Below are 12,889 nucleotides of genomic sequence, written 5' to 3'. Positions count from 1 at the left end.
TCTGGCATGGCGGACCGGTCGATCGCACCGACGGCGCCCGAGCTCGTGCTGGAGACCGACACCGGCTCCACGGTGATGAGCCCGGGCCACGACTACCACGTCGGGCGCGACCCGTTGAGCGACATCGTCATCGACGATGCCCGGGTCTCGTGGCACCACGCGGTGCTGCGCCCCGAGGCCGACCACTGGACCATCGAGGACGAGAACAGCACCAACGGCACCTATGCGGACGGCCGCCGCGTCCACGAGTGGGACGTCGGCCCCGGCAGCGTCATCCGCTTCGGCAGCGCCTCCGACGGCCCCTGCGCGGTCCTGCTGGGCATCCCCGCCCCCGAGCGCCCCTCGGCGGTCTCGATGCCCGGTCTCACCGGCACCTTCCGCCGGCCCACGGCCGTACGCCCGCTGCCCACCCGCACGGTCCGGATCGGCCGCGCCGACGACAACGACCTCGTCATCGACGACCTGGTCGTCTCCCGCCACCACGCCGAGCTGCGCGCCCTGCCCGACGGCAGCTACGACATCGTCGACCTGGGCAGCCACAACGGCACCTACCTCAACGGCCGACCCGTCACGAGCGCCCCCCTCGGCCCCGGAGACATCGTCGGCATCGGCCACTCGGCGTTCAGCCTGGTCGGCGACACGCTCCAGGAGTACGTCGACACCGGGGAGGTCTCCCTCGACGTCCAGGACCTCACGGTCGCCGTCGACCGCGGCCGCAAGACCCTGCTCGACCACGTGTCCTTCCCGGTGGGGGAGAAGTGCCTGCTCGCGGTCGTCGGCCCGAGCGGCGCCGGCAAGTCCACGCTCCTGAACGCCCTCACCGGCCAGCGCCCCGCCGACCACGGCACCGTCCTGTACGACGGCCGCGACCTCTACCGCGACTACGCGGAACTGCGCCAGCGCATCGGCCTGGTCCCGCAGGACGACATCCTGCACGCCCAGCTGACCGTCCGCAGCGCCCTGTCCTACGCCGCCGAGTTGCGCTTCCCGCAGGACACCGCGAAGGCCGAACGCCGCGAGCGGGTCGACGAGGTCATCCGCGAGCTCGGCCTGGAACAGCGCGCCAGACAGCCCGTGCACAGCCTCTCGGGCGGACAGCGCAAGCGGGTCAGCGTGGCCCTGGAACTGCTCACCAAACCGTCCCTGCTCTTCCTGGACGAACCGACCTCCGGCCTGGACCCCGGCATGGACCGCTCGGTGATGCACATGCTGCGCGGCCTCGCCGACGACGGGCGCACGGTCATCGTCGTCACCCACAGCGTCCTGAGCCTCGACGTCTGCGACCGCCTCCTGGTCCTCGCACCCGGCGGGAGGATCGCCTACTACGGCCCGCCCGAGGACGCCCTCGCCTACTTCGGCTTCACCCAGTGGCCCGAGGCCTTCGAGGCGTTCGAAAGGGACCAGGACCGCGACTGGGCCGGTGACTTCCGCGGCTCGGCCTTCCAGCACCAGTACGTCACCGAGGCCACCGCGCAGCCCCGGACGCCCCGCTCCGAACCGGTCATCATCGCGCCCCCGCCCAGGCCCCGCAGCCGTGGCGCCCAGCTCGGCACCCTGATCCGCCGCTACACCGCCGCCCTCGGCGCCGACCGCACCTTCCTCGCCATCATGATCGCCCTCCCGTTCGTCATGGGCGCCATGGCCCGGGCCCTCGCGGGCAGTCAACTGACCCGGGACACCGCGATGAACGCCTTGCTCATCCTGTGCGTCGGAGGCGTCCTCACCGGTGCCGCGAACGCCGTGCGCGAGCTGGTGAAGGAGCGGGTCATCTACCAGCGGGAGCGAGCGGTCGGCCTGTCCAGATCGGCGTACCTGATGTCCAAGGTCGTGGTCCTGGGCACGATCACCGTCGTACAGGCGGTGGTTCTGACCCTGGTCGCCCTCCTCGGCGTCGACCTCAGCGCGCCCGGCGGCGAAGGCGTGCTGATGCCGCCCCTTGTGGAGATCACCCTCGCGGTCGCCCTGCTGGCGTTCACCGCGATGATGCTCGGCCTGCTCGTGTCCGCACTGGTGCGCAAGGAGGAGGTGACGATGCCGCTGCTCGTGCTGCTGGCCATCGTCCAGGTCGTCTTCTGCGGCGCCCTGCTGAAACTCGACGGCGTGCCCGGCCTGGAACAGCTGTCCTGGCTGGTGCCCTCCCGGTGGGCGCTCGGCGCGATGGCCGGCACCATCGGCCTGGCCCGGATCGTGCCCGGCGACCTCACCGGCGATCCGCTGTTCAAGCACTCGGCGGGCGTCTGGCTGCTGAACATCGGCATGCTCGTCGTTCTCTCGGTCCTCTTCGGGTACCTCGTCTCCCGGCTGCTGCGCCGCCACGAACCCGCCGTCATGCGGAAGTAGGCCGCCTATGACGACCCCCGGCTTCCGGCCCACCCATGTCGTCCCCGGCTACGGCATGCCCGCCTGGGAGGCCCCCGATCCGGCCCGCCCCACCGTGCCCTTCGACCCGCTCCTGCCCGTCCAGCTCGTCGAGCGGCGCGGCGACTGGGCCTACGTCCTGTGCGCCAACGGCTGGTCGGCCTGGGTCGACGGCCGCCACCTGGTCGCCGTGCCCCAGGACCCGCCCGCCCCCGACAGCCCGCTCACCCGCGCCGCCGACCCGCGCCCCCTGCTGGCCCGCGCCGACGAGACCCTCGCCCGCTACCGGGCCGCCGTCGAGGAGCTGGCCGGCGGCGGCCTCGACGGGGAGGCCTTCCGCGGCCGCACCCGGGGACTGCGGATCGGGGTGGTCGTCGACGGGGAGCACGTATGGCTGTACGACGCCCAGCACGGACGCTGGGTGTACGCGGACGGGACCCGGGCCAGCACCTACGCCACCGACGAGGCACCCCGCGCGAGCGCCGACAGCCCCGGGCACGCCCCCACCCAGGTGGTGACCCCCGATGGCTCGTGAGACCAGCCTCTTCTCCGGCAGCCCCTCCGAACTGGTGGGCCGGCAGGTCGCGGGCTACCGCATCGAGCAGGAGATCGGGCGAGGCGGCATGGCCGTCGTCTACCGGGCCCGGGACCTGCGCCTGGACCGCACGGTGGCGCTGAAACTGCTGGCCCCGGAGCTCGCCCGCAACGACACCTTCCGCAACCGCTTCAGCCACGAGTCCCGGGTGGCCGCCGCGATCGACCATCCGCACATCGTCCCCGTCTTCGAGGCCGGTGAGACGGACGGCGTGCTGTACATCGCCATGCGGTACGTCGCCGGCAGCGATCTGCGTCATCTCCTGGACCGCCAGGGGCCGTTGCCGCTCCCGACGGCGCTGCGGATCGCCGCCCAGGTCGCCTCCGCGCTCGACGCGGCCCACGAGCACGGCCTGGTCCACCGGGACGTGAAGCCCGGCAACATCCTGGTCTCCCGGGGAACCGACAGCGACCATCCCGAGCACGTCTACCTCACCGACTTCGGCCTCACGAAGAAGTCCCTGTCGCTGACCGGGTTCACGACGGTCGGCCAGTTCGTCGGCACCCTCGACTACGTGGCCCCCGAGCAGATCTCCGGCCGCCCGGTCGACGGCCGCTGCGACGTCTACGGCTTCGCCTGCGTGGTCTACGAGTCCCTCACGGGCCACCCGCCCTTCCGCCGCGACGACGACATGGCCCTGCTGTGGGCCCATCAGTACGACGCGCCCCCGGCGTTGACCGAGTGCCGGCCCGAACTCCCCTCAGGGCTGGACGGGGTGTTCACCATGGCCCTGGCCAAGAGCCCGGACGACCGCCATGACTCGTGTCTGGGATTCGTCGCGGACCTTCGCTCGGCCGCGGCCGGCGGTCACGCGCCGACGGAGGTCGCCTTCAGGGCCGTAGAACCCCAGGAGACCAGACCGAAGCCCCCGCCGCGGTGGGCCGAGCCGATGTTCCGAGGAGGCTAGCCGTGCCCGACCCGCACGAGAGTTCGCCGCGTGGCGGTTTCCCCGGCTGAGCGCACCCTGACACGGCCCCTCGTCACACGTCAGCCGGTTCGATCTCCCCTTTGCGCCGCACCGGCCGCGCCGCCAGCGCACCCAGGAAACCGGCGACCAGGCCCCACAGCGCGCCGAGGCCCACCGCGGGCCACAGCTCCGGGTCGAGGAACAGTTCACCGCTCAGGCCGCCGCCGAGGTCGCCGATGCCGAGGACCGACAGACCGTAGTGGGCGGAGATCCGGCCCATGAGGCAGATCATGAGGACGGTCAGGGCGAGCGCGACCGCCAGGCGCACGGCGTGCTGCCAGGCGCGGACGTGGGCGGGGGCGCGGGCCGCCATCAGGAACGCGACCGAAAGCAGCAGGACCGCGTCGACGACCACCAGCCACCAGACCCGGCCGTCGTGTTCGGCGAGGGTGTGCAGGTTGAGCGTGGTGGTGTCCTTGGAGCGCAGGACCTCGTCGAGGAGGTGGGGCATGGGCAGTCCGAAGGGGCCCTCCACCCGGCCGTTCCAGGTGGCGCCGAGTCCGATGGTCAGGGCGAGCCAGACCAGGTTCGGCAGGCCCAGCAGGATCACCGCGAGTGTCTCGGGCGCATGACCGCGGGTCACGGCGACGACCAGGGCGACGAGGGCGCCGAGGACGACGTAGGCGAGCAGGAGCTCGACCATGGCGTGTGCGGCGGGCCGCACCGACTCCTGGAGGGGCAGCAGTCGCGCCGGCAGGGGAGCCCAGCGCGAGACCAGCAGGGCCAGCACCAGTACGCCGGCCAGCCACAGCAGGCCGAACAGGACGGTCTGCGGCACGTCCGTGGTGAAGCCGACCTTGGGGGAGACGCCGAAGACATCGCCCAGGTCGCTCAGCGTGTCGTCGCCGACGGAGAGCTTGAACGTCTGGCGGGCCGCGTAGGCCAGGGCGAGGAGCGCGAGCAGCCACAGGCCGGCGATCCGGGCGGCCCATGCGGCCAGTTCCCGGCCGCCGGCGACGGCCCGGTGCCGCAGCGGCCGCAGGAAGCCCGCCCCGAGCACCAGCGCACCGGTCAGCGTGACGGAGAGCGGGATCACCGTGAGCCCGGCCTTGCTGTCGGCGAGTCCTCCCGCGCTGCCCGACAGCTTGACCGTGCCGCCCAAGGCCGTGACGACGGTCGCGGCGACGACCCGCGGGAACGCGTGGTCCGGAAGGTCGGCCGCGCCCGCAGCCCACAGCCCGAGCGCGGCCACCACCCCCATGGCGACCAGCGCGACCAGGACCGTCACCATGGCCTGGGGCCAGCCGTGGCGAGCGACGACTGCCTGGTCGGAGCGGGTTTGCGGGATCACCCTGCCACGCTAAGCAGCCCAGGGGCGGCGCGCCTGCCGGGAGGTCCGTCCGCGTCCGCTTGCGAGCGGCACCGGACCGGAGCAGACAATGGGTATGTCGCGGAAGAATGCGGCTGAATCGGGGCAATCGGATCGCACGTCGCAGGAGTCCCGCGTCGGGAAGAAGAACTCGTGAGCGTCGAACCGCCGTCGTCGGGCCGCCCCACCGGGCCGCCCTCAGGCCCGCTGTCGGGCCCATCCTCGGGCCCTTCGCAGCCGCCTTCGGGCCCGCCCTCGCAGCCCCCGGGCAGTAGCGGTGGAGCACCCGCTCCCGAACCCCGCCGCCCCTGGTGGAGGTCCGCGCCCCGGGTCGCGTTGATCGCCACCGCGGTGGTCGCCGCGGTGGTCCTCGCGGTCGTCTTCACCCGTTCCGGCGGTGGCTCCGGCTCGGCCGGCGGCAACGGCGAGGTCTTTCTCCAGGCCGCCGCCAAGACGGGCCCCGAGCCCTTCACCGAGTCGACCGCGAAGGACAGCTCCGTGCCGCCGGTCGCCGCCTCCCCGACGGGCTCCTCCGAGCCCGCGAACGCCGTACGCGGCGTGGACGGCTCCGCTCCCGGTCTCTACGGCGGCACCCGCAACGTCTCCAGCTGCGACGTCGAGAAGCAGGTCAAGGCGCTCCAGGCGGACCCGACGAAGAACAAGGTGTTCGCCTCGGTCGCCGGGGTCCCGCCGTCCGGGGTCCCGGCCTTCCTGCGCTCGCTCACACCCGTCCAGCTGCGCATGGACACCCGCGTCACCAACCACGGCTACCGCGACGGCGCCGCCACCACCTACCAGGCCGTCCTCCAGGCCGGCACCGCCGTGCTCGTTGACGACCGCGGGGTGCCCCGCACGCGCTGCGCCTGCGGCAACCCGCTGACCCCGCCGATCGCCCAGCAGACCACGCCGAAGCGCACCGGCGACACCTGGGCGTCGTACAACCCCTCGAACGTGGTCGTGGTGGCGCCCTCGACGACGGTCATCAACATCTTCGTGATCTACGACCCCGACCACCACGACTGGATCGCCCGGCACCGCGGCGACACCGGGGGCAAGGACCACAAGACCCACCCGCCGGTCAGGCCCTCCCCGCCGGTGAGCGTGTCGCCGCCGACGACACCGAGCACCCCGTCGCCCTGCGTCTCCACATCGGCCGGAGCAACCCCCTCCGGATCGGCGAGTCCGTGTCCGCCGGCCCTCGTCACTCCGTCCTCGCCGTCCTCGCCGTCCTCGAGCTCGCCCTCCTCACCGCCGCCCAGCAGCGAATCCCCAGGTGAGACCCTGACACCGAGTTCCTCGGCACCGGAGCCGCCTCTCGCCTCCGACACCACCTCTGATACGAATCAGTCGGCGCCCCTGTCCGGCGCTGTGGTGTCCTGGTCGGTGTGACGCGTCACCTGGACTGCGTCGCGCGGCTCGGGGTACGAGCACTGATGCAGCAGCGTCCGGCCAGTCCGGCATCCGAGAGAGACACGCATGATCGATCACCTGGACGGGGCAGTGATACCGACTGGTTTCGACGTGCCCGTGGAGCCCCTACGGCAGGCGGCGCACTACACCGGTGAGCCGGGAAGCATCGCCGAGGCGCGGTCGTTCGCCGCGGACTTCCTCGGCAGGCTCCGAACCGAGTGGTGCGCCGAGATCGGGGACCGTGCCGAGGAGGAGGTGCTCCTCGTGGTGAGCGAACTCGTCACCAACGCCGACCGGCACAGCAACGGGCCGTACATCCTGGAGCTGGAGGGCACCGACGTCGCGGTCGCCGTCACGGTCTACGACAGCAGCGCGGCCCTGCCCCGCAGGTTCCCGCGGGATCCCCAGCGCATCGGCCGGCACGGCCTGGAGATCGTGCACGTCCTGGCGCAGGAGGTCGCGGCGGAACGCGTACCGGTGGGCAAGCGGGTACGGGCCGTGCTGGGCTTCGGCGGCAAGAAGATGTGAGCGCACACCTGAGCCGCTTCGACGGCGTCCGGTGAAGTCACCGGATCATGCAGCGGGTGCCGTCCGGAGACGGCACCCGCTCTTTCCGCTGTGCTCGTGGGTCAGGCGCAGCCCAGCTCGCCCAGCATGCCTTCGCGCAGCCGTGTGATGATCCGCTTGATCAGCCGGGACACATGCATCTGCGAGCAGCCGAGCCGTTCACCGATCTCCGACTGCGTGGCCTCCTCCACGAACCGCATGTGGATGATCTGCCGATCGCGGTCGCTGAGCTCGGCCATCAGCGGGGCCAGTGACTGGAAGTCCTCGACGAGCCGCAGCCCGTCCTCCTCCACACCGATGAAGTCGGCGAGCACGGCTTCGCCGCCCTCGGGGCCGTCACCGGTCAGGGCGGCGTCGAGGGACGAGGAGTTGTAGCCGTTCGAGGCGATCTGCGCCTCGATCACCTCGTTCTCGGAGATGTTCATCAGGGTGCCGAGCTCGGCCACCGTCGGGTCGCGGTCCAGCCGGCTGGCGAGTTCCTCACGCGCCTTGGCCAGCTCGACGCGCAGCTCCTGAAGACGCCGCGGGACGTGCACCGCCCAGGTGGTGTCACGGAAGAAGCGCTTGATCTCACCGACGATGTAAGGCAGCGCGAACGACGTGAACTCGACCTCGCGGGAGATCTCGAACCGGTCGATCGCCTTGATCAGGCCGATCATGCCGGTCTGGACGATGTCCTCCATGTCGTCGCCGCGGCCCCGGAACCTCCCGGCCGCGAAGCGTACGAGCGACATGTTCATCTCGATGAGGGTGTTGCGCGCGTACTGGTACTCGTGCGTCCCCTCCTCGAGCTCGGTGAGGCGCTTGAAGAACTGGCGGGACAGCTCCCGTGCGTCCCGCGGTGCGACGGACCGCGGTTCCTCGACTCCCGGCAGGGGTGTCCCACCCGTCCTGGTCCCGCTGGCGTGCTCGGTGACCTGTGCCTCCGAACGATTCACGGCGGTGACGACGGTATGCATTACCTCTCCCACGAAAGTCACGGCTCGACGTCTGCCTCTTCGGCCTGGGTTGTCTTGGGTCCTGCAGGTGTGGCCTGGCGTGTACCCGGAACGCGACGAGATACACGTCCCCGGGCCACCGGCTCGACCAGATGCCCGCAGCTCCCTCGACCTGCGCGTACCCGGGCCGTGATAACCCATGCCCATGAAATCTTACGGTGGCGTGAAATCGCCGGTCCTCAGGGAGTGACCCGGGTCGCGACGATCAGTTCGTGGAGGTAGCGCTTGGTGATCCTGCCGCCGTGGCCCTTCTCGATCAGGTCCCGGACGCAGGCCAGCAGGGCCGCGCGGCGCGTGCTGTCGAGAGCCCGGTGGCCCGAGTAGGTGCGCAGGACGTCGAGGTACCGGTCGGCCGTGTAGGTGATGTCCTGCTCGCAACGGGTCACCGTGACGTCACCGAAGCGCGGACAGTCCTCGAACTCCTCCGTGTGCGAGCGGATCTCGGAGGACGGCTGGAGCCGCAGTCCGGGAGGTGTGGCCGGATCATGGCGTTCGTAGCAGTCCTGGGCCCGGGCGAAGAAGTCGGTCGTGCCCCCCGCCACATGGTGGGTGACCACGACAGCGAGCCGGCCCCCGGCGCGGAGCGCGTCCGCGGCCTTCTCCACCCGGACGGCCGGGTCGATCCAGTGGAAGGCGGTGGCGCAACGGCCGGGTCGATCCAGTGGAAGGCGGTGGCGCAGGCCACCAGGTCGAAGGGATCCTCGGGCAGCGGCCAGCGCTCGAACTCGGCGTGGCGCACGTCGACCCGGGGAAAACGGGCCAGCCGCCGCCGGGCCACCGCGGCCATCGCGTCGCCCAGTTCCACCGCCGTGATGTGACAGCCGAACCCGGCAAGGGAGCGGGTGAGTTGCCCGGTCCCTGGACCCACCTCCAGGACCCGGCTCTCCGGCCCAAGGCACGTCAGCCGGGCCAACTCCGCGACCAGCGCGGGCGGATAGCCCGGACGCGCCTTGTCGTACAACTCCGCCGCTTCGTTGAACGTCTCGCGCAGCACCGGGTCCCGCACCTTTCCCGTCGTCGATTCCACCCAGGGCAGAATGCCGACCCCTTCCCCTGACGGCCACGGAATTTAGGCTGATCCGGTGAGCAACGAAGCGCCGAACCAAGCCCGCGTGATCCCCCTGCGCCCGCAGTCCGCGCGCCCGGGGTCCGTCCGCCCGCTGTCCGAACGCCCAGCCACCGCGCCGCCGAAGGCTCCCGCCGCCAGGGAGACCAGGGAACCCCTGTGGCGCGACCTCGTCGGAGACGTCCTGCGCCGCGAGCGCCTCGCCCAGGAGCGCACGCTCAAGGACGTGGCCGACGCGGCCCGGATCTCGATGCCCTACCTCTCAGAGGTGGAACGCGGCCGCAAGGAGGCCTCCTCGGAGGTCCTCGCGGCCGCCGCCCACGCCCTGGGCCTCGGCCTCGGCGATCTGCTCTCCCTGGCCCAGGGGGAACTCACCCGGCACTCCGCGCGCAGCCGCCGCGCGATGCCCGGATCGCCGTACGACGGGATGTGCCTGGCGGCCTGACGCCGCGGGCCGGCGCCTCAGACCGTCACGAGGCGCCGGCTCACCACCTCGTCCGCCAGCCCGTACTCCACCGCTTCCTCGGCGGTGAACACCTTGTCGCGGTCCATGTCCGCGCGCAGCGTGGCGATGTCGTGGTGGGTGTGCCGGGCCAGCACCTCCTCGACCTGGGAGCGGATGCGGACCATCTCCTTGGCCTGCAGGGCGAGATCGGAGATGGCGCCGCGGCTGCCGCCGGAGGCGGGCTGGCCGAGCAGCACACGCGCGTGCTCCAGCACGAGCCGCCGCCCGGGATCCCCGCCGGCCAGCAGGACGGCCGCCGTGGACGCGGCCTGTCCCACACAGAGCGTCGAGATCGGCGCCTGCACGTAGGTCATCGTGTCGTAGATCGCCATCAGCGAGGTGAACGATCCGCCGGGGGAGTTGATGTAGATCGAGATCTCGTTCTCCGGTGCCGCCGACTCCAGGTGCAGGAGCTGCGCGATCACGACGTTGGCGACGCCGTCGTCGATCTCGGTGCCGAGGAAGATGATCCGCTCCGAGAGCAGCCGGCTGAACACGTCGGAGGACCGCTCGCCGTGCGCGGTCCGCTCGACGACGTAGGGAATCGTGTAGTTCGCCATGTCACAGCCCCATCCGTCGTTTGGAGGCGGCCGGGCGGACGTCCGCGAGGGACTCCACGACCCGGTCCACCATGCCGTACTCCCTGGCCTCCTCGGCCGTGAACCAGCGGTCGCGGTCGCCGTCGCGGGCGATCGTCTCCGGCGTCTGGCCCGTGTTCTCGGCGAGGAGGCGCTCCATCGTCTGCTTGCTGTGGTCCAGGTTCTCCGCCTGGATCAGGATGTCGGCGGTGGTCCCGCCGATGCCCGCGGACCCCTGGTGCATCATGATCCGCGCGTTCGGCAGGGCGTACCGCTTGCCGGGCGTGCCCCCGCAGAGCAGGAACTGCCCCATGCTCGCCGCGAAGCCCATCGCGAGCGTCGAGACGTCGTTGGGGATCAGCCGCATCGTGTCGTAGACGGCGAGGCCCGCGTACACGGAGCCGCCCGGACTGTTGATGTACAGGCTGATGTCGGTGCGCGGGTCCTCCGCGGACAGGACCAGCAGCTGGGAGCAGACCCGGTTGGCGGAGACCTCGTCGACCTGGGTGCCCAGCAGCACGATGCGCTGGGCGAGGAGCTGGGCGGCCAGTTGGTCGTCGAAGCGGGTGGGAGGGGCGTCGCCCTCCTCGGCCCGGATGGAAGTCATGGGCGGTCCTCGTGGTCGTAGGGATGCCGTCGGCTCCACTGTTGACCTCGGACGACGCCCCGAAGCGGTTTCTCTGCCGGTGGCAGATTCGCCACCGGCAGAGCGCGGGCCCCGGGGGTGTGCTCAGCCCGTCTCGCGCAGTTGCCGGAAGAACGCCCGCACGTCGTCCACCAGCAGGTCCGGCTCCTCCATGGCCGCGAAGTGACCGCCCCGGTCGAACTCGGTCCAGCGCACGAGGTTCTCGGTGCGTTCCGCCTTGTGCCGCAGCGGGATCTGGATCTCCGCGGGGAAGACGGCGAGGGCGGTCGGCGCGGTCGACGGTTCGGTGGGCCGGGCCGCCCGGTCGCCGGTGGCGTGCGCCCGCTCGTAGTAGATCCGGGCGGCCGAACCGGCGGTCCCGGTCAGCCAGTACAGCATCACGTTGGTCAGCAGCCGGTCCCGGTCCACGGCCTCCTCGGGCAGCTCGGCGGAGTCCGTCCACTCCCGGAACTTCTCGACGATCCAGGCGAGTTGGCCGACCGGCGAGTCGGTGAGGGCGTAGGCGAGGGTCTGCGGCCGGGTGGAGTGCAGGACGGCGTACCCGGTGCCCTCGCGCGACCAATCGCTCCACCGGCGCCACGACTCCAGGGCGCGCTCCCGCTCCCCGGGCGCGAGCGCGGCCAGTTCCTCCTCGGTCGGTTCCCGGGTCGCCTGCGCGCCCGGCAGCAGATTGAGATGGACGCCGATGATCCGCTCCGGGTGGGCGCGGCCCAGCTCCCGGGAGATGGCCGAGCCCCAGTCGCCGCCCTGCGCGCCGAACCGCTCGTAGCCGAGCCGCGTCATCAGCTCGGCCCACGCGCCGGCGATCCGACCCGCCTCCCAGCCCGTGTCGGCGGGCGGCCCGGACAGTCCGAACCCGGGAATGCTCGGTACGACGACATGGAAGGCGTCGGCCGGGTCGCCGCCGTGGGCCGCCGGATCGGTCAACGGGCCCACCACGTCCAGGAACTCGACGATCGAGCCCGGCCAGCCGTGCGTGATGACCAGCGGGGTGGCGTCCGGCTCGGGGGAGCGGACGTGGGCGAAGTGGACGGTCGTCCCGTCGATCTCGGTCGTGAACTGCGGCCACTCGTTGAGCCGCGCCTCGGCCGCACGCCAGTCGTAGGTGTGCCGCCAGTGGTGCGCGAGCTCGCGTAGATAGCCGGCCGGCACGCCGTACGCCCAGCCCGTGGCCGAGAGGTCGTCGGGCCAGCGGGTGCGGTCGAGCCGGTCGTGGAGGTCGTCGAGGTCGTGCTGCGGAATGTCGACACGGAACGGCGTGATGGTGTCGGTTGACGTCATACGGGGATGCTAGGTCGCACCGGTGTATGAGCCACGTGGATTAACCGGCCGCCCGACCGATGAGTTCCGCGCCGAGGATCGGTCCACAGAGATGACCGCACCACGACCCTTCGGGAGGAACCCATGGCGAGCAAGCCTTTCACCACGTGTCTCTGGTTCGACGGCCAGGCCGAGGAGGCCGCGCACTTCTACGTCTCGGTCTTCAAGGACTCCACCGTCGGGAGGGTCACCCACTATCCCGAGGGCGCGATGCAGCCCGCGGGGACCGTCCTGACGGTCGACTTCACGGCCAACGGGCAGCACTTCGTCGCCCTCAACGGCGGACCGCAGTTCAAGTTCACCGAAGCCGTCTCCTTCCAGATCTTCTGCGCGGACCAGGAGGAGATCGACTACTACTGGACCAAGCTCACCGAGAACGGCGGCGAGCCCGGCCCCTGTGGCTGGCTCAAGGACCGTTTCGGGCTGTCGTGGCAGGTCGTGCCCGAGGGGCTCGCCGACATGGTGGGCGACCCGGACCCGGAGAAGGCGGCCCGCGTCACCAAGGCGTTCATGGCGATGAGCAAGTTCGACGTCGCCGCCCTGGAGAAGGCGTACGCGGGAGAGTGAGCG

13 protein-coding genes and 1 pseudogene are annotated in these 12,889 nt (G+C 71.4%); 7 read left to right on the top strand and 7 right to left on the bottom strand.

The features are described from left to right. Positions 1-6 precede the first annotated feature (6 nt). From H293_RS0111355 to H293_RS0111345, 3 genes are read left to right on the top strand one after another with little or no spacing between them, the layout of a single operon-like run. Positions 7-2,340 carry an ABC transporter ATP-binding protein/permease gene (locus tag H293_RS0111355; RefSeq protein WP_020118000.1) on the top strand — a complete coding sequence of 778 codons (2,334 nt, stop codon included), beginning with the start codon at positions 7-9 and terminating at the stop codon, positions 2,338-2,340. Positions 2,341-2,347: 7 nt separating this feature from the next. Beyond that, entirely contained in the window at positions 2,348-2,893 is a 546-nt protein-coding gene (locus H293_RS0111350) for an SH3 domain-containing protein (RefSeq protein WP_020117999.1), read from the top strand. Continuing rightward, the gene (locus tag H293_RS0111345) at positions 2,883-3,860 is read left to right on the top strand and encodes a serine/threonine-protein kinase (protein ID WP_020117998.1); all 978 of its coding nucleotides are present in this window, start codon (positions 2,883-2,885) and stop codon (positions 3,858-3,860) included. The genes H293_RS0111350 and H293_RS0111345 overlap by 11 nt, the downstream gene beginning before the upstream one ends. 73 nt (positions 3,861-3,933) lie before the next feature. Here the strand turns inward: H293_RS0111345 and H293_RS0111340 are convergent, their stop codons facing one another. After that, positions 3,934-5,211: a streptophobe family protein gene (locus H293_RS0111340; protein ID WP_020117997.1), complete on the bottom strand. Its 1,278-nt coding sequence runs from the start codon at positions 5,209-5,211 to the stop codon at positions 3,934-3,936. Between the two features lie 171 nt (positions 5,212-5,382). On the opposite strand from H293_RS0111340, the gene H293_RS0111335 reads away from it, so the two are divergent. Continuing rightward, a complete protein-coding gene (locus tag H293_RS0111335; protein WP_028807747.1) occupies positions 5,383-6,618 on the top strand; it encodes a DUF6777 domain-containing protein in 1,236 nt (411 codons plus the stop codon). An 87-nt stretch (positions 6,619-6,705) separates the two neighbouring features. Then, complete coding sequence (locus H293_RS0111330) at positions 6,706-7,167, top strand: ATP-binding protein (RefSeq protein ID WP_020117995.1); 462 nt, start codon at positions 6,706-6,708, stop codon at positions 7,165-7,167. Positions 7,168-7,268: 101 nt separating this feature from the next. Here the strand turns inward: H293_RS0111330 and H293_RS0111325 are convergent, their stop codons facing one another. From H293_RS0111325 to H293_RS61605, 3 genes and pseudogenes are all read right to left on the bottom strand, one after another. Continuing rightward, the gene (locus H293_RS0111325) at positions 7,269-8,165 is read right to left on the bottom strand and encodes an RNA polymerase sigma factor SigF (protein WP_020117994.1); all 897 of its coding nucleotides are present in this window, start codon (positions 8,163-8,165) and stop codon (positions 7,269-7,271) included. 218 nt (positions 8,166-8,383) lie between these two features. After that, positions 8,384-8,809: a hypothetical protein gene (locus H293_RS61610; protein WP_020117993.1), complete on the bottom strand. Its 426-nt coding sequence runs from the start codon at positions 8,807-8,809 to the stop codon at positions 8,384-8,386. Positions 8,810-8,910: 101 nt separating this feature from the next. Then, a pseudogene (locus H293_RS61605) lies at positions 8,911-9,198 on the bottom strand (class I SAM-dependent methyltransferase); the annotation flags it as partial. An 88-nt stretch (positions 9,199-9,286) separates the two neighbouring features. Between H293_RS61605 and H293_RS61385 the strand changes: the two are divergent. Further along, positions 9,287-9,715: a helix-turn-helix domain-containing protein gene (locus H293_RS61385; protein WP_020117992.1), complete on the top strand. Its 429-nt coding sequence runs from the start codon at positions 9,287-9,289 to the stop codon at positions 9,713-9,715. 17 nt (positions 9,716-9,732) lie between these two features. Here H293_RS61385 and H293_RS0111310 read toward each other — a convergent pair whose 3' ends face one another. The 3 genes from H293_RS0111310 to H293_RS0111300 all read right to left on the bottom strand — a co-directional run bounded on the left by H293_RS0111310 (position 9,733) and on the right by H293_RS0111300 (position 12,280). Next, positions 9,733-10,335: a ClpP family protease gene (locus H293_RS0111310; RefSeq protein WP_020117991.1), complete on the bottom strand. Its 603-nt coding sequence runs from the start codon at positions 10,333-10,335 to the stop codon at positions 9,733-9,735. 1 nt (position 10,336) lies between these two features. Further along, a complete protein-coding gene (locus H293_RS0111305; protein ID WP_020117990.1) occupies positions 10,337-10,960 on the bottom strand; it encodes a ClpP family protease in 624 nt (207 codons plus the stop codon). A gap of 123 nt (positions 10,961-11,083) precedes the next feature. Then, the gene (locus tag H293_RS0111300) at positions 11,084-12,280 is read right to left on the bottom strand and encodes an epoxide hydrolase family protein (RefSeq protein WP_020117989.1); all 1,197 of its coding nucleotides are present in this window, start codon (positions 12,278-12,280) and stop codon (positions 11,084-11,086) included. 123 nt (positions 12,281-12,403) lie between these two features. Between H293_RS0111300 and H293_RS0111295 the strand changes: the two genes are divergently transcribed. Beyond that, positions 12,404-12,886: a VOC family protein gene (locus tag H293_RS0111295; protein WP_020117988.1), complete on the top strand. Its 483-nt coding sequence runs from the start codon at positions 12,404-12,406 to the stop codon at positions 12,884-12,886. Positions 12,887-12,889: the final 3 nt, after the last annotated feature.

Source organism: Streptomyces canus 299MFChir4.1, from assembly GCF_000383615.1.
Classification (GTDB): domain Bacteria; phylum Actinomycetota; class Actinomycetes; order Streptomycetales; family Streptomycetaceae; genus Streptomyces; species Streptomyces canus_C.
Note: the sequence above shows the minus strand (reverse complement) of the source record. Positions and strands in the feature narration are given on the sequence as shown.